The sequence below is a fragment of the Pseudomonas sp. GW823-FHT02C05 genome, assembly GCF_058797595.1.
The window spans coordinates 685,260-700,598 of the sequence record NZ_JBXAJU010000003.1 but is presented as its reverse complement, the minus strand read 5'-3'; the positions used below and the strand labels follow the sequence as shown (position 1 = coordinate 700,598).

Sequence of the window (15,339 nt, the reverse complement as noted above, 5' to 3'; positions counted from 1 at the left end):
TGCGCCTAAGGCCTGGCCCCGCTGAGGTGTTCCCGGGCGCATTCCTCGGCAGGCGGTTCATCCGCAGCCTGCGGGGTATCCGCTGCAGGTTCATCAGGCGCAGCTTCCGGCGCGGGCGCGCTCTGCATCTGGTCCTGAACCACCTGTTCGTCAACCCGCGGATCCAGAGCCGCCACCAACGGTGAACTGGACATGCTGTCCGGCATCGCCACGTGATGCAGTGGCGCATCGTCGACCTGATGCAGATTGGTCACGGCCTTCGGCCGAATCCGCCAGACCAGCACCAGGGCAAAGAAACTGAAGAAGGCGTAGAGCATTTGGCTACCGAACAACTTCATCAGCACCCCTGCCGCCAAAGGACCAATACTCGCACCCACGCCATAGGTCACCAGCAGCATCGCCGTCAGCGAGACCCGTCGATCCCCTTCCACATGGTCATTGGAGAACGCCACCGCCAGTGGATAGAGACAGAACTGCACCAGGGAACACAGGAAGCCCAGAACAAACAGGACCTCCAGCGGCACCGAAGGCAGGATCGCCAGGGGCAGGGCCACCACCGCCAGGAACAAGGCGAAACAGCGGATCAGCAGCGCCCGGTCATAGCGGTCGGACAGCCAGCCCAGCGGCCACTGCACCACCAGCCCGGCGAAAATGCAGCTACCCATGAACAGACCCACCTGCTCGGTGCTCAAGCCCTGTTGCGAGGCATAGAGCGGCGCCAGACCGTAGAACGAACCGACGATCAGCCCCGAACCCAGTACCGTGCTCAGCGATTGCGGTACACGCTTGATAAAGAAGCGCGGCTCCATGGGTGCAGGGCGCAAGGGTGCCGGGTGAATGCGCCGGGTCATGGCCACCGGCACCAGGCACAGGGCAAAGCACAGCGCCACCAGCATCAGCAGCTCCAGGCCCAGGGCCGGGTGCATGACCAGTATCAACTGCCCCAGCACCAGGCCCAGGTAAGAGGCAATCATGTAGCCGCTGAACACCAGCCCGCGCTGCTTGGCGTCGGCCTGCTCATTGAGCCAGCTTTCGATGACCATGTACTGGCACATCATCCCCAGGCCCACGATCATCCGCAGCACCAGCCAGGCCGGCAACCAGTCCACCAGGCCGTGGCCCAGCACTGCCGCGCCGACAATCCCGGCACAGGTGGCGTAGGCACGGATATGCCCGACCCGGGCAATCAGTCGGTGCCCCAGCTTGCCCCCCAAAACCAGGCCGAAATAGTTGGCCGCCATCAAGGCCCCCACCCATAGCCCGTCGACATGATCGGCGGCCAGGCGCAGGGCCAGATAAGTGCTGAGCAGGCCAGAGCCGATCAGCATCATCAGCGACGCGAAATAAAGCGCTCGAAAGGATTTCCAGATTTGGCGCATCGGCGTTCCGAGCGGCTCCTTGAATGAGGTATCGAGCCCCGGCAAACCGGGGCCCGACCAGCGACGGTTCGGTTATGCCTGGGCCGCTAACACACGCCGCTCCCAGGGAGTAATTTCATCAAAGAAACTGGTCAACTCCATGGTCTTCGAAGCGATGTAGCCTTCGATGAACTCGTTGCCGAACAGTTCCCTGGCCAACTGGCTACGTTTCAGACGCTCCAGGGCCGCATGCAAGGTACAGGGCAACGAAAGATTGTCCGGCACTTCGAACTCACCCTGGATGGCAGCGGTTGGCTCCAACTCGTTCTCGATGCCATGCAAACCTGCTGCCAGGCTCGCGGCGATCGCCAGATAAGGATTGGCGTCCGCCCCCGGCAGACGATTTTCCACCCGTCGCGCCACCGGTGAACTGGCCGGAATCCGCAGGCCAGCGGCCCGATTGTCGTGGGACCAGCACGCATTGTTCGGCGAAGCGTAAGGATGACACAAGCGCTGATAGGAGTTCACATTGGGGGCGAACAAGGCGGTGAAGTCGGCGAGGCCGGCCTGCAGGCCGCCAATGAAATGCCGGAACATCGCCGTAGGTTGCCCGGCGTCGTCACTGAAAACGTTACGGCCGTTACCCATCTCCACCAGGCTCTGGTGTATATGCATCGAGCTGCCCGGCGTGTGAGCCAAGGGCTTGGCCATGCAGACCACGATCAGGCCGTGCTTGAGCGCCACCTCCTTGAGCAGGTGCTTGAACAGGAAGGTCTGGTCCGCCAACAACAGCGGGTCACCGTGCAACAGGTTGATTTCGAACTGGCTGACGCCCATCTCGTGCATGAAGGTATCGCGGGGCAGGCCCAGGGCGGCCATGCCTTCGTAGACCTCCTTGAAGAATGGCCGCAGACCATTGTTGGAACTCACGCTGAACGCCGAATAGCCTTCCTCCCGGCGCCCATCCAGGCCGACCGGCGGCCGGAAGGGCTGCGCTGGATCGTCATTGGCCGCGAACACGAAGAACTCGAGCTCGGTGGCCACCACCGGCGCCAGGCCCAGGGCGGCATAACGGGCGATTACCTGCTTGAGCTGCCCACGAGTGGAGAGCCGCGAACTCTCGCCGCTGAGCTCATCGGCGTCACAGATAGCCAGCGCTCTGGGCGTTTCGCTCCAGGGCAGGCGGTGGATCTGCCGGGGGTCGGCATTGAGCGCCAGGTCGCCGTCGTCGCTGCCGTAGAAACGTGCTGGCGGATAACCGCCCATGATGCATTGCAGCAGCACCCCCCGCGCCATCTGCAAGCGCCGCCCTTCGAGGAACCCCTCGGCGGTCATTACCTTGCCCCGCGGCACGCCATTCAGATCCGCGGTGACACATTCGATCTCATCAATGCCCGTCAATCGCTCGGCGAGTGAACTGTGGCCATCGGTTGTCATGACTCAATCCTTGTTGTTATACGAGCCGCGAACGGCGACCCGTACAAAATACGCACCACCCGTTCAGGATTTCAAGCAGGCGTGAGTAAAATCCCCGGCCCTGCCCCCACTGGCGGGGCAAGCAGGCCGCCAGCCTTGTTACAGGTCCATGGTGTCCATCAATCAGGACAAGGGAGTAGGCTCGACACGTCGCCTACGCCAACTTGAGGGAGCGCCCATGCTGGGAAGCCTTGCCGATATTGATTTGCGGATGCTGCGGGTGTTCTGCGCCATCGTTGATGCCGGCGGGTTCACCGCAGCCCAGGCACGGCTCAACACCAGCCTGTCGCGACTGAGCGTGGTGGTCCGGGACCTTGAGGAGCGCCTGGGCTACTCCCTGTGCAGGCGCGGTAGCAGCGGATTTCAGCTGACCGATCAGGGCCAGGAGCTGTTCGAGGCAGCACAGTTGCTGTTCGCCGACATCGAGCGCTTTCGCCAGCACGCCAACCGCCTCGGCCCCATCACCCGCGAGCAGTTGCAGATCGGCAGTGTCGACAGCCTGATCAGCCTGCCCTATGCCCCCCTGTCTCTGGCCCTGGGCCATCTGCGCCGGCGCCTGCCCCAGGTACGGCCGAACCTGCACCTGATGCGCCCCGACGAACTGGAACAGGCCGTGCTCGACGAACGCCTGCACCTGGCCATCGGCGCTTTCCACCATCAACTGTCGGGGTTGCACTATCAGCACCTGTTCGAGGAGGAACAGAACCTCTACTGCGCCAACGGCCATCCGCTGTTCCCGCGCACCGACGAAACACTGACCCTGGAAGAGATCTGCGCCGCCGACTATGTGAGCCGGGGCTACATGGCGGAGCACCAGCGCCCCCATGACCTGCACTTCAACCAGAGCGTCAGCGCCTACGCCATGGAGGCCATCGCCACGCTGATTTTCTCCGGCACCTACCTGGGTTACCTGCCCAGCCACTATGCAACGGCCTGGGTGGCCAAGGGCCAACTGCGCGCCTTGCTACCCGAGCGCCTGGCCTACCGCTCGCACTTTCACTGCATCACCCGCCAGGGCCAGGAACCCAAGGTCGCACTGGCAACCTTTCTGGAATGCCTGGCCCTGGCCGGGCGGCAACTGGGCGAGGCACACCTTCAACCACTCGCGGCTCAGGGCAAGTAGAGCTTGAACAACCCGCCGCCCAATGGGCCGCCGTTGCTGATCCGAGTGTGGCCGCACACGCCATTGCGCTGATGCAATTCGGCAATGCGCCCGGCAAAGTACAGGCCCAGCCCGGTGCTGCCGCTGCTTTGATTGATGCCCTGCACATAGTCGGCCTGACGCTCGATCATCCCTTGGGGATAGCCTTCGCCATCGTCGTTGATGGACAGCACCACCTGCCCTTCCTCATCACTGACGCTGATCAGCAGGGCATGACGTGCATGGCGAATGGAATTGTTGATGCAATTGGCCAATACCGAGGCGATCAGCTCACGATCGAAGAACCCCAGGGGGCTCAGCGGATCGACTTCATAGGCGGCGGAAATGCCACGGCTCTTGAACACGTCCTGATGGCTCACCAGTTGCGCTTCGATGAAGTCATCCAGTTCGTGGTAGGCCGGCTGCAACGGCAGCTGGTTGATCCCCAGCTTGTACAGCCCCAGCAGTTGCACCAGCATGCCGTTGAGGTGGGCGAACTGATAGTCGATCACCCCCTGCTCTGGCGCATTCTGCTGCTCGGGCAAGCGCGCCAGCCACTGGGCGTGAGCCTGCATCAGCATGGCCAGGGAGTTCTTCATGTCATGTACGGTGGAGGCGATCACCGTGGAAAAGTCGAGCGCCTGTTGCTTTTCGATCATTGGCCAAACGCCTTGCTTCGCAGCTTCTGATAGCGCGGATAACGCGCGTCGGTATCGGGCATCATGCCCACCAATTTAAGGCACGCCCGGCATTCTTCCAGGAGTGCCGCGTCCGGATTGGCGTCGGCGCCGTGCAGCAGCGACTGGGCCATGTTCAGGGCAATACTGATGTTCTTCGGTTGCATGGCCAGGGCCTTGCGGAACAACTCCCGCGCTTCCACGAGGTTGCCGCCCTTGTAGCTGCGCACGCCCTGACGGTTGATATCGGCGGCGGCATTGGAAGAACTGAGGATAGTCGGGTCGTCGGTCAGCTTGGCGATGTTCTGCATGACCTTCGGATCGTCACCATAGATCTCCGCACAGTTCTTGAGCATCGAAGCACCGGCACTGGCCTGCCCCAGCATCTGCAGTTGCTTGGCCACCAGCAGCGCCGCTTCGGGGCTCATGAACTGCTCCATGCCGTCCAGGCGCAGCAGCGCCTGCTCGGTGAGTTTTTCCGCGGTCTCGGCATCATTGAGCAACAGGCTCGTGGCCTTCATCAGCCGCGCGCGAATCTGCAGGCCCGGGTCAGTGGGATTCTCCTTGGCCACGGCACTCAGGGTCTGGTTGATTTCCAGCCGGGTGCGCGTGTCCAGGCCCCTCTCGCTGCCCTTGCTGATCAGGGCATGGGCCAGCCCGAGGTTGCTTTCCGGGTCCTTGAAACGCGACTGCGCGCCCTGGGACACCGCCTGGCGATAGGCCCGGGAAGCGCTGTCAAAGTCTTCGTTGGCCATGGCCAGCTTGCCCAGCAATGCCTGGCGCCGCACGGCCAGGGGAGAAAGGCGCACCGCCTCTTCCAGCACGTTCTGGGCCCGCTGGGTATCGCCTTCGGCTACCAGCACCTCTGCCAGCCCGTCGTAGAGGCCCGGCATCATCGGAAAGGCCTTCAAGGCCTTTTCATAAACCGCCTTGGCCTCGCCAACCTGCCCGCGCTTGAACAGCAGGCGCCCCAGCCCGACGTAGGCCCAGGGCAGCGGCCGGTCCGCCAGGATGCTGTTGTACAGGCGCTCCAGGGCCTCGTTCTGATGCATGTCGCGCAGGGCATCGGCGCGGTAGCGCAGGCACAACGGCGCATAACGCGGGTCCTGCTTGCACAGGGCGATGCAGGCGTTGAGCACCTCCACCGGCTTGCCCCGGTCAAGGGCCTGGAGAATGGGTTTGAGCAACGTCTTGCGCTGCTGCAGGCGCTCCAGGCGCTGGGCCAGACCGGAGCGGTTGAAAGGCTTGGTCAGGTAGGCATCGGGCTCATGCTCCAGGGCACTGAGCACCATGGCCTGGCTGCTCTCGGCGGTGACCATGAGGAACACGCTCTCATGGCTGATGAGCTTTTCCAGCATCAGGTCTTCGAGCACCTGCTGGCCGTTTTTCTTGCCGTCGCCCAGGTGATAGTCCTGGAGGATGAAGTCGTAGCGCTTCTGCGCGCACATGCGCAGGGCCTGCTCGCCAGTGTCGGCGGTGTCTACATCCTTGACGCCCAGCTCACGCAGCATCGAACGCACCGAACTGCGGAAGTCCGAGAAATCATCGACGATCAAAAAGCTCTTTTGGTGGTACGCCAGCATCGAAGATTCCAGGCAAGTAAGAAGATCAATCCAAAGACAGCAGGACCCACCCGGCTTCGCAGCCTGTTTTTGGCGCGCAGATAATAGCTGCTGGCCACGGGCTATCAAGCACTTTCCGGTCGGCCTGTGATCCAGGCCGCCACTTGGGAACACAATTGTCCACTGAGGTTATCGGCCGGATTACGCATTCCCTTATAGCCGACGGGCGGCATTTCACCGCGGATTGCACAAGTCTCGACCAGCCCGTGTACTCGGCCGTAAAAGAGGCCCGTTTGCACGCTCAAACCTTGGATTCTGAAACATCACCTGATAGCGTGCTGCGCCTCACAGCCTCGATCGTTTCTTGCCGGAAATGCCCCTGCATCGCAGAGGGTCTGCCGCGCAATAAAGGGTCCATCAGTCGCAAGCGTCTCAGGCTTGCGACCCGGGTGTCGAAGGATCGGCATGACACCCCACGGAGGTACCAACGACGAGGAAGTGCCGGTCTGCCAGGCAGTGCATCACGTGATGCGCAGGTCATTATCAAATGGAGTTAACGATGGCGCATAACAGCAGTGCGATAACCGGCATTGAACTGGAACAGTTCATGGACCGCCTGGAGGCGCAACAGCAAGAACAGGAAACCGATGCCCTGCTGGCTCAGTTGCAGGCACAACCGCTGCAGGCCGACTCCCTGGCGTCCATCGACCGCCTGCACACCCTGTGGATGCAGGCCGGTGATTCAGCGGCAGCCCGGGCCGTCATCGATCGGGATGGCGACGCTCTTGTACAAGCCGCCCCAGAGTCGGCCCGCGCCGAGCTGATGATGAACCTGGCTATCCTGCGCCTGCGGGTCGCCAACTACCTCGATGACGAGCCAACCCTGATCGAAGTGCTCGGACAGCTCGAACAGATGGCCACGCAAACCCTGGATTTCAATGTCGAGCATTACCGCCGCTATCGGATCTTCGACGATCTGGAACGCGCTAGTTGTGAAATAGCACTGAAAACCATCGAAGTGCGCTACGCCCTGACCTTGGGCAACCCTGCCCGCGCGGCCCTGCGTGCCTGGGATGCCGCCGATCAGTATCAGCGCCGCGCCCGAGTCCTGGCCTACCACGACCGCAATGAAGAGGCCCGTAGTGCAGCCCTGGAGGCGGTCAACGCCGTACGTACCGCCGGCCCGGACCAGGATATCGATGAAGGCGACTGGCTGTGGTTGGGCAACTCGCTGATCGAGATCATTCCGCTGCGCCTGGCACTGTTCGAGCAACCCATCGCGCAACTGACCGCTGGCCGCTCCCTGCCCCAGCGCCGCGAATGGGAAGTGCGCACTGCACGCTTGGCGGCCCGCGCCCTGCACGCCCAGGGCGACCTGGCCGGCGCCCTGAAGATCTGCAATGCCGCAGCCCTGAGCCTGGATTCCGACGGGGGCAACAACTTTATCGAATACGAATTGCCCTGGCTGATGGAAGCTGGCCGCATCGACGAAGCCGGATTTCGCGCATTCATCGATGTCTATGACCGGCAAACCGAGCTATGGCCAGCCACCGCCCGCCTGGTACTCGATCGCCTGCAGGACCCTGATGAGCGCAGTGCCTGGTGGCCGATTTGCGTGATGCGTGCCTGTATCACCGAGGAAGTGCTGCAGAGCTTCCTGCAAGCACTGCCAAGTATCGAAACCAGCGAGTCTGCCACCACGCCACTGCTGGCCGCCCTCTCCCTGGCCATGGAGGACCTGCAAGCTGGCGACGCGCTGTATACCGAAGCTCGTGCAGAAGCGGTGCGTCGTGCGCCCGATCACCCCTGGATCACCCGCCTGGCAGCCGTGCATGACGCTGAGCACGGCCTGATCGATGCGGCCACTGAAGTCAGCCTGCTGCAAACCGCCATCCAGGCGGGCCGCATGCAAGACAACCGCAGTGCGTTTTCGCTGTTTGCCGCTCGGATCAACAGCCTGGGGATTATCGAGGCACTCAAAGCGCCCAAGCCCGTCCTGTCCTGCGGCAAGCACGCCTACAACTACGCACTGGGCATTGAAGACCTGGCCGAAGCAGAAGCCGACAAATTGCCCTCGGACGCCCGGAACCAGGCCTATTCGTTGCTGAGCGAAGCCCAGAGAGATGCCTACGAGCAGGGCCAGGCCCATATGGAGCGCTATTTCGCCAGCGGCAGCGGCCACCCGTACGATGCCTGCGCGCACCTGTATTCCATGCTCTGCAACAACCTGGCGATCAACTACCGCTACTACAACCCGATTCGCTACGAAGACGCCATCGAACTGCATACTCGGGGCATCGCCGCCAGCCCGTTCGCCGAACACTACAACGGGCTGCTCAGTGCGCGTATCAGCCTGGAGGATCTGCCCGGCATTATCGATGCCGCGGAACAGCTTTGGCATTATTCGGCCGAGTTCGGCTACAGCCGCCACAACCCGGATGAATACGTAGCCTCGGTGGCGTACGCCCTGTACAAGCTCGATCGCGACAATGAGATCCTCATCTGGCTCGAACGCCTGCTCAAGTGGCAGGAAGAGCAAGGCATCAGCGATCAGCAACTCGACAGCTCGGCGCTGTTTGCCCGGATCCAGGTCGCACGCTACCTGGCCCATGCCCATCCGGACAACGCCGACAGCCTCTGGCAGCGTTACCAGCCGGCGGTACTGTCCCTGAACGAGGTCTCGGTCATGTCCGCCTCGGTGGACTTCCTCAAGGCCCGGGGGCGGGCCGCCGAAGCCATTGACTACTGCGCACGCACCCTGGCCCTGTGTGCCCCGGACGATGACTACGACATCCGGTGCCGTGCCCGGATCGAGCAAATCCTGAGCGAGCTGCAAGCCCCGGCTCAACCGGCCGGCAAGAAAAACTGGTGGCAGATATGGAAGTAAGCGCCGACAAGCGCAGCCCCAGCTACGCCCCGCGCAACCTGCTCAATGCCGATGAACTGAAACGCGGCATCACCCAGCGCAGCCAGCAGCGCAGGGACGAGCAAGCAGTGCAGGGCTGGCTGTTGAACCACTTCTATCGCCACCTGGCGGGCAACTTCGAACCGGCACGGCGCATCCAGTCCCTGGATGACGCCTGTACGGCTCTGGGTAGCGACTCGGTGCCGGCCTGGGTGAGCGGCTATTTCGAGCGCGCTGCCAAGGCGCAATCCGAAGATTGCGCCAAAGCCCTGGCGCCTCTGGTCTGGGTCAACCCGCAGGACCCGCATCTGCTGCACCAGGAGGCCCAACTGGTGGAGTTCCTGACCTCACGCAAAGGCACGGCCCTGGAGGGCAAGCTGGATCGCATCACTTGCCCGCAAGCGCTGGCATTGTGGGAAAGGGAGCATGCACAAATGGCGGCCCGGGTCGATCAGGGATGGCGCCAGAGCTCTGCCCAAGCCCTGACCGTGACCCTTACCTGTGCCGAGCACACCTGGGTCGAACTGCGCCCGCAAAGCCCGCAGTTGCGGGCCGAGATGGCTTTTGAAAGCTACGTGATGCGCCATTGCCTCGGGCAGTTCGCCGACCGTCGGGCCCTGACCGGCGGCTACGGAGAGCGTTACGCCGAAGCGGTGGAACAGCAGAGCATGCGCGTGTTCAGCCTGCGCGATGCTCAAGGCCACCCCCACATCACCCTCAGCCTGATCATCCAGGACGACGGTGCACTGACGGTGGAGCAGGTCAAAGGCAAGCAGAACCGCCCGCCCGTCGAACGTTATTTCCACGACCTGCTGCGCTTTCTCAACACCCTGGGTACCGACCAACAGACCCCGGCCGACTGCATTGCCATCGGCATAGTACGTACCGAGGCGGGTTGGCTGCGTATCGAAGAAGTCAGCGACCCTCAAACCCAGACCCGTCTGGTAGCCCGTTACCCACAGTTGTTCCGACGGCTGGAAGCCCCTTCGGCCATGGTCGAGTGGCTGGTCGCGGCACGCCAGTCCGACCTGCTGCTGGAGGTCGCGCCCCAGGCGCCGACCGTCAAGTACGCCACCCGCCACATCTTCAAGAAAACCCCCTTGCCACCACGTCAGGCCGAGGACCCGCAGTATCGGACCGAAGGCGTGCCCTGGTCAGATATGTCCCCATCCCTGGCCGAAGAAATCAGCACATGGCAAAACAGAAGCAGGTAATACGCAGATGATGACGGTAATTGTCGTGCTATTCGGCGCCTGGCTGGGCTGGCGTCACTTTCGCCGCCCGTCGGGAACATCCCTGGTGGTATTCACACCACGTAAGCGTTGGGCACTGACACTGGCACAACCCATGGTCGATGCCACCGGAATGACCGGTTTCTACGACCCCGATACCACCCACTTCATGGATCAGGCGAAAAGCACCCTGCGGGCCTCGTTGCTGCACCAGATCGGTTTTCGCAGCAACGCCACCGACGACGAAGTCTGCGCCCACCTCAATGGCACCCTGGAGCGCCAGTGGTTTCGTATTGACCTGCATGGCCTGAATCCCAGTGACGACCCGCGAGCAGCCATGGCCTTCGCCTGCGTGCGCAGCGCATTTTTTGTCCGTTGCGCCATGTTGATGAGCTGGCTCGAACCTGAAACAGGGTGGCGCATCATGCTGCTCAACGCCCAGCGGGCCCAGGACTGCTTCAACGATTGGGAAGACTTCGGCAAGGCCTTCATGCTGGGCCGCCAGCAATGGATAGCCGCATTCAGGGCCGATTCGCTGGGAACTTCATTCAATGAAGCGAAGCTGAGCCAGTTGCTTGCACCCGGCAGCGGAGTGTGGGCAAGCGTTGACTGGAAGGGATTGCCGGCGCTCTGTCCGGTAGCGGATTGACATTTCTGGCCCTGGCGACAAGCAGCCAGATCAGTAAAACAACGTGAATCCTTGCAGGCCATCAAAAACACTCACTGTGGCCCTATTCACAAGCACGTAGCCCCACGCTGGTCAGGCTGTCACCAATACAAGAAAAAGAGCCCGTTATTTAACGTGCCCCTCGGATAGACGAAAACAAAAAAGCCCCGCCCGAGGATCGCCCGGTGGGGCTTTTCTTTATTCTTTCGCTCCAGGGTCCAAGAACAGATCAACCGCGCAGGGATCAGCCCAGAAAGATACGAATTATATGGTGTCCCAGGGCAGGTTCGAACTGCCAACCTTCCCCTTAGGAGGGGGATGCTCTATCCAATTGAGCTACTGAGACAAAACAGCGAGCGCCATTGCGGCACGGCGCGGAGGACGGCGTGCATGTTAACGGCCAAGGCTGCATTTGTCATGTGATCCATAGGGCTTTTTGCAGGAAGCATCAGGCTCGCCCCGCGGCTTCGATGCCGCGTCGTGCAAATTGCATCACTGCAAAAAGCCATCATTGCAAAATGCAATTAAAGAGACTTTAAAAATCAGCTCAACATATTGTTTTTAAAGACTTTATCGCCAGGTAAACTCTTGGCACGCAGGCTGCTTAATCAGTGGATAAACACTGAGGAGATGCCGCCCATGAATAGCGCTCTGTTGCTCTTGAATGCGATTGCCATCGCCGTATTGGCGGCCTTTCACTTTCAACCTGCAGATGACGCTGCCCCTGGCGGGACATCCTTCGCCCATTACCAGCAACGCCTGGCACCCCAGCTGGCAGTCATGAACACCCAGATTGAGCCTGGCTCAGTGACCCGGGTTACCCAGGGAAAAGCCTCACAACAGCCAGCCGCCGCACCCACTGAACGCTGGGTATTTTGAGACCGAGACTACAGGAGCCATTTATGTCCACCGCCGCCAAAAGCCTGCTTGTTCTGACGCTACTCAGCGCCATTGCCGCTGTGTTCCTGCCTGAAGAACCTCTGGGCAGCGCGCCACTAATCATCAGCGGCTCACTGTTCGGCCTGTTCCTGCTGGCACTGCTGGCTGGCCGCAGGATCAAGTTCGACCCTGTATTGCGCTGATACCGTGCTCTTGCAATATGCCTAAGAGGCGCCTCAAGGTAACCTGCAATTCGGCAGAATTATCCAGGCGAACCACTCCCTCCTCATCCAGCCAGCCGGCATGGGCAAACTGTTCATTACGCTGCAGGCGCTCTTCTATCTCCGGCAGGCTTTCCCTGGCCCGACGTAGCAAGCGACGGCGTAATACTTCGTTATCAACCGTCAGAACTATCGGAATCAGATCGGGATACCGAGCTCGCGCCCTGGACAGATAGCCTCTGGACCCGTTGACCAGGACATTGCGCCCCTGCGCCAACCAGCTATCGATCACCACGGGAATCCCATAACCCAGGCCATTGGCCTGCCAGAACAAAGCGAAATCCCCCCGGCCTACTCGTCCCGCGAACTCCTCGGCGGTGACCTCAATCGCCTCCTCTCCCACCGACTCGGCAGAGCGCGTGATCACCCTTCTTGCCACTTCACAGCCCAACGCACTTAAAGGCTGCCGGGCCGCATCAATCAGGCTATCCTTGCCGGCCCCTGAAGGCCCCATCAAGTAGATCAACCTACCCGGCATGGGTGGCTGCTCCGCAGAGCACAACTAGTAAATCGGCCATTTGCCACTATCCTCTGAAAGGTAGGGATTACACTTTCACCCGCATAGCATGCACCTTCGTCGGTGCACTGACACTCCCGCAGGATGGGAGAATGCGGCCAGCAACGCGGACCCGACGAACTTTTCAAACCAGTCCGCATTTCTGATAATTGGTGCTGGCATAACGCCTTTATCCAGTTCAATATTTGTCACAGAATTGACGCCAAGGATCTGGCAATTTTGAGGCATGATGCGGGCCTCTTAACAATTCAGGTTGAACATTTGGCATTCAGGCTTGTCCTAAAAGACAGCCCGCGGCCAATTCCGAGAACCGCTCCCCCTGAACTAACCGGTTAAATATATGCGCCCATTGAAACAGGCAATTTATTCCAGCCGTACGGCTGACAAGTTCGTCGTACGTCTACCCGACGGGATGCGTGAACGCATTGCCGAGGTGGCTCGCAATCATCACCGCAGCATGAACTCCGAAATCATCGCGCGCCTGGAACAGAGTCTTATTCAGGAAGGCGCCTTGGGTGAAGAGCTGAGCATGCGCCTGGACAGCCCCGAACTGTCCTTGCATGAGCGCGAACTGCTTCAACGTTTCCGCCAACTCTCACATCGCCAGCAAAACGCTTTGGTTTCGCTGATCGCCCATGACGCTGAAATGGCCGCAGACGCCACCTGATTGCATCTCGCAAGCTCAAGCCAGCCTAGTCGCTGGCTTTTTTTTGCCCCGCCAAAAGCAGCGAAGCGCCATTTAGGCGCTTCGTCGGTAACCAGCAGGGAAGAACGGCTCAAAGCAGGAAAATGGTCGCCAGGCCGAGAAAGATGAAAAAGCCGCCACTGTCAGTCATGGCGGTGATCATCACGCTAGCGCCCATCGCCGGATCACGCCCCAGGCGCGCCAGGGTCATGGGGATCAGAACCCCCATCAGCGCCGCCAGCAGCAGGTTCAAGGTCATGGCAGCGGTCATGACCACCCCCAGCGACCAGCTCCCGTAGAGCATGTACGCCACGACACCGATCACCCCACCCCAGACCAGGCCATTGATCAGGGCTACGGCCAGCTCTTTACGCATCAAGCGCGAGGTGTTGCCAGTGCTCACCTGGTCCAGGGCCATTGCCCGGACAATCATGGTGATAGTCTGATTACCCGAGTTGCCACCGATACCCGCAACGATGGGCATCAGGGCCGCCAACGCCACCAGCTTTTCAATCGAGCCCTCGAACAGCCCAATCACCCGGGACGCGACAAACGCGGTAATCAGATTGATTGCCAGCCAGGCCCAACGGTTGCGCAAGGATTTCCAGACCGAGGCGAAGATGTCTTCCTCTTCCCGCAGACCGGCCATGTTGAGGACTTCGGTCTCACTTTCCTCACGAATCAGGTCGACCATTTCGTCGATGGTCAAACGGCCGATCAACTTGTCGTTCTTGTCGACCACAGGGGCCGAAATCAGGTCATAACGCTCAAATGCCTGAGCCGCGTCGTAGGCATCTTCATCCGGGTGAAAACTCACCGGATCACTGGCCATGACCTCGGCGACCTGCTTGTCCGGGTCATTGACCAGCAGACGCTTGATCGGCAGCACCCCTTTGAGCACGCCGTCGTAGTCCACCACGAACAGTTTGTCGGTGTGGCTTGGCAATTCTTTCAGGCGACGCAGATAACGCAGGACCACTTCCAGGCTGACATCCTCGCGGATGGTCACCATCTCGAAGTCCATCAGCGCACCGACCTGCTCCTCGTCATAGGACAGCGCGGAGCGAACACGCTCACGCTGCTGGCCGTCGAGAGCCTCCATCAGCTCATGGACGACGTCTCGCGGCAGCTCGGGGGCCAGGTCAGCAAGTTCGTCAGCGTCCATCTCCTTGGCGGCAGCCAGGAGCTCGTGATCGTCCATGTCGGCGATCAGGGTTTCACGTACGGAATCGGATACTTCGAGGAGGATGTCGCCGTCACGCTCGGCCTTGACCAACTGCCAGACGGTCAGACGCTCTTCCAGAGGCAAGGCTTCAAGGATGTAGGCAACGTCAGCAGAGTGCAGATCATCGAGCTTGCGTTGCAACTCGACGAGGTTCTGCCGATGGACCAGGTTCTCGACCCGGTCATGATGATGGCCTTCCTGACGGTGCGTCAGGTCTTCAACTACCCGCTGGCGCTGCAGCAGCTCGACGACTTGAGCCAGGCGGTCTTGCAGGCTTTCCTGCGTTTTCTTTACTTCTACTTCGGTCATAGGCGAACTCCACTCCCAGCAGAGGAGCACGCCGGAAGGATCAATCAGTCAGTTCATGATTGTTAAAACGGGATACTGAGTAACTACTGGGTAAGTCCATGGAGGTATTCCACAAGCCCCGGCGGGGCTGACGGGCGCAATCATACACCGCTTGACGGTTTTAAACGTTAAAAAATCGCGGCAAGAACAAGCGCTTGCGGCATAAAGCTGAGCAACGTCCGAATCTATGAGACTGCGACGCCTCGACAGAAAAAGAAAACACACAGCACAGGAAAAAAGTCGGAGAGATAGGCTCACAGGCATTGCATTCGACTTCCGCCGGGCAAAGCCGTTCCAGCCCAGGAGGGCAAAAGAGATAAAGGAGGATAAAAAAGGCAGAAAGCAAAAAGCCCGCATCTTTCGATGCGGGCTTCCTGATGTATGGT

General features: G+C 60.7%; 13 protein-coding genes and 1 tRNA gene. 7 read left to right on the top strand and 7 right to left on the bottom strand.

Features of this window, described 5'->3' with window-relative positions:
• Positions 1 to 5: 5 nt before the first annotated feature.
• A complete protein-coding gene (locus AC1RGE_RS19620; RefSeq protein ID WP_019092800.1) occupies positions 6 to 1,379 on the bottom strand; it encodes an MFS transporter in 1,374 nt (457 codons plus the stop codon).
• A 72-nt stretch (positions 1,380 to 1,451) separates the two neighbouring features.
• Positions 1,452 to 2,693, bottom strand: a complete 1,242-nt coding sequence (locus tag AC1RGE_RS19615; protein WP_169892267.1) for a glutamine synthetase family protein — start codon at positions 2,691 to 2,693, stop codon at positions 1,452 to 1,454.
• 319 nt (positions 2,694 to 3,012) lie between these two features.
• Between AC1RGE_RS19615 and AC1RGE_RS19610 the strand changes: the two genes are divergently transcribed.
• Positions 3,013 to 3,957 (top strand): LysR family transcriptional regulator, encoded by a 945-nt coding sequence (locus tag AC1RGE_RS19610; RefSeq protein ID WP_011062752.1) that lies wholly within the window; start codon positions 3,013 to 3,015, stop codon positions 3,955 to 3,957.
• On the opposite strand, the gene AC1RGE_RS19605 is transcribed toward AC1RGE_RS19610, so the two are convergent.
• Together AC1RGE_RS19605 and AC1RGE_RS19600 are read right to left on the bottom strand one after the other, a co-directional pair.
• Positions 3,945 to 4,634: a sensor histidine kinase gene (locus tag AC1RGE_RS19605; RefSeq protein WP_011062753.1), complete on the bottom strand. Its 690-nt coding sequence runs from the start codon at positions 4,632 to 4,634 to the stop codon at positions 3,945 to 3,947. The genes AC1RGE_RS19610 and AC1RGE_RS19605 overlap by 13 nt on opposite strands.
• Positions 4,631 to 6,235, bottom strand: coding sequence for a tetratricopeptide repeat-containing response regulator (locus AC1RGE_RS19600; protein WP_011062754.1), 1,605 nt, complete (start codon positions 6,233 to 6,235; stop codon positions 4,631 to 4,633). Before AC1RGE_RS19600 ends, AC1RGE_RS19605 begins: the two co-directional genes overlap by 4 nt.
• A 538-nt stretch (positions 6,236 to 6,773) precedes the next feature.
• Here AC1RGE_RS19600 and AC1RGE_RS19595 point away from each other — a divergent pair.
• From AC1RGE_RS19595 to AC1RGE_RS19585, 3 genes are read left to right on the top strand one after another with little or no spacing between them, the layout of a single operon-like run.
• Positions 6,774 to 9,101: a hypothetical protein gene (locus AC1RGE_RS19595; protein WP_492584864.1), complete on the top strand. Its 2,328-nt coding sequence runs from the start codon at positions 6,774 to 6,776 to the stop codon at positions 9,099 to 9,101.
• Entirely contained in the window at positions 9,092 to 10,333 is a 1,242-nt protein-coding gene (locus AC1RGE_RS19590; RefSeq protein ID WP_346624654.1) for a hypothetical protein, read from the top strand. The genes AC1RGE_RS19595 and AC1RGE_RS19590 overlap by 10 nt, the downstream gene beginning before the upstream one ends.
• 7 nt (positions 10,334 to 10,340) lie before the next feature.
• Positions 10,341 to 11,000 (top strand): DUF1266 domain-containing protein, encoded by a 660-nt coding sequence (locus AC1RGE_RS19585; RefSeq protein ID WP_015636673.1) that lies wholly within the window; start codon positions 10,341 to 10,343, stop codon positions 10,998 to 11,000.
• Positions 11,001 to 11,287: 287 nt separating this feature from the next.
• Here the strand turns inward: AC1RGE_RS19585 and AC1RGE_RS19580 are convergent.
• Positions 11,288 to 11,364: transfer RNA gene (locus tag AC1RGE_RS19580), tRNA-Arg, on the bottom strand.
• Positions 11,365 to 11,657: 293 nt separating this feature from the next.
• Here AC1RGE_RS19580 and AC1RGE_RS19575 point away from each other — a divergent pair.
• Both AC1RGE_RS19575 and AC1RGE_RS19570 read left to right on the top strand, forming a co-directional pair.
• Positions 11,658 to 11,897, top strand: a complete 240-nt coding sequence (locus AC1RGE_RS19575) for a hypothetical protein (protein ID WP_011062758.1) — start codon at positions 11,658 to 11,660, stop codon at positions 11,895 to 11,897.
• 23 nt (positions 11,898 to 11,920) lie between these two features.
• Positions 11,921 to 12,100 carry a PA3371 family protein gene (locus AC1RGE_RS19570; protein ID WP_011062759.1) on the top strand — a complete coding sequence of 60 codons (180 nt, stop codon included), beginning with the start codon at positions 11,921 to 11,923 and terminating at the stop codon, positions 12,098 to 12,100.
• Here AC1RGE_RS19570 and phnN read toward each other — a convergent pair.
• On the bottom strand, positions 12,075 to 12,656 hold the full coding sequence (gene phnN / locus AC1RGE_RS19565) for a phosphonate metabolism protein/1,5-bisphosphokinase (PRPP-forming) PhnN (RefSeq protein ID WP_015636675.1): 582 nt from the start codon (positions 12,654 to 12,656) through the stop codon (positions 12,075 to 12,077). The two genes, AC1RGE_RS19570 and phnN, sit on opposite strands and share 26 nt — an antisense overlap.
• A gap of 379 nt (positions 12,657 to 13,035) precedes the next feature.
• Here phnN and AC1RGE_RS19560 point away from each other — a divergent pair, with 379 nt between their 5' ends.
• A complete protein-coding gene (locus tag AC1RGE_RS19560) occupies positions 13,036 to 13,362 on the top strand; it encodes an Arc family DNA-binding protein (protein ID WP_003204761.1) in 327 nt (108 codons plus the stop codon).
• A 109-nt stretch (positions 13,363 to 13,471) separates the two neighbouring features.
• Here AC1RGE_RS19560 and mgtE read toward each other — a convergent pair whose 3' ends face one another.
• Positions 13,472 to 14,914: a magnesium transporter gene (gene mgtE, locus AC1RGE_RS19555; protein WP_011062760.1), complete on the bottom strand. Its 1,443-nt coding sequence runs from the start codon at positions 14,912 to 14,914 to the stop codon at positions 13,472 to 13,474.
• Positions 14,915 to 15,339 lie beyond the last annotated feature (425 nt).

Coding starts and splice junctions, on each gene's coding strand:
- AC1RGE_RS19620 (WP_019092800.1), bottom strand. CDS start 1,379: ATGCGCCAAATCTGGAAATCCTTTCGAGCGCTTTATTTCGCGTCGCTG.
- AC1RGE_RS19615 (WP_169892267.1), bottom strand. CDS start 2,693: ATGACCGCCGAGGGGTTCCTCGAAGGGCGGCGCTTGCAGATGGCGCGG.
- AC1RGE_RS19610 (WP_011062752.1), top strand. CDS start 3,013: ATGCTGGGAAGCCTTGCCGATATTGATTTGCGGATGCTGCGGGTGTTC.
- AC1RGE_RS19605 (WP_011062753.1), bottom strand. CDS start 4,634: ATGATCGAAAAGCAACAGGCGCTCGACTTTTCCACGGTGATCGCCTCC.
- AC1RGE_RS19600 (WP_011062754.1), bottom strand. CDS start 6,235: ATGCTGGCGTACCACCAAAAGAGCTTTTTGATCGTCGATGATTTCTCG.
- AC1RGE_RS19595 (WP_492584864.1), top strand. CDS start 6,774: ATGGCGCATAACAGCAGTGCGATAACCGGCATTGAACTGGAACAGTTC.
- AC1RGE_RS19590 (WP_346624654.1), top strand. CDS start 9,092: ATGGAAGTAAGCGCCGACAAGCGCAGCCCCAGCTACGCCCCGCGCAAC.
- AC1RGE_RS19585 (WP_015636673.1), top strand. CDS start 10,341: ATGATGACGGTAATTGTCGTGCTATTCGGCGCCTGGCTGGGCTGGCGT.
- AC1RGE_RS19575 (WP_011062758.1), top strand. CDS start 11,658: ATGAATAGCGCTCTGTTGCTCTTGAATGCGATTGCCATCGCCGTATTG.
- AC1RGE_RS19570 (WP_011062759.1), top strand. CDS start 11,921: ATGTCCACCGCCGCCAAAAGCCTGCTTGTTCTGACGCTACTCAGCGCC.
- phnN (WP_015636675.1), bottom strand. CDS start 12,656: ATGCCGGGTAGGTTGATCTACTTGATGGGGCCTTCAGGGGCCGGCAAG.
- AC1RGE_RS19560 (WP_003204761.1), top strand. CDS start 13,036: ATGCGCCCATTGAAACAGGCAATTTATTCCAGCCGTACGGCTGACAAG.
- mgtE (WP_011062760.1), bottom strand. CDS start 14,914: ATGACCGAAGTAGAAGTAAAGAAAACGCAGGAAAGCCTGCAAGACCGC.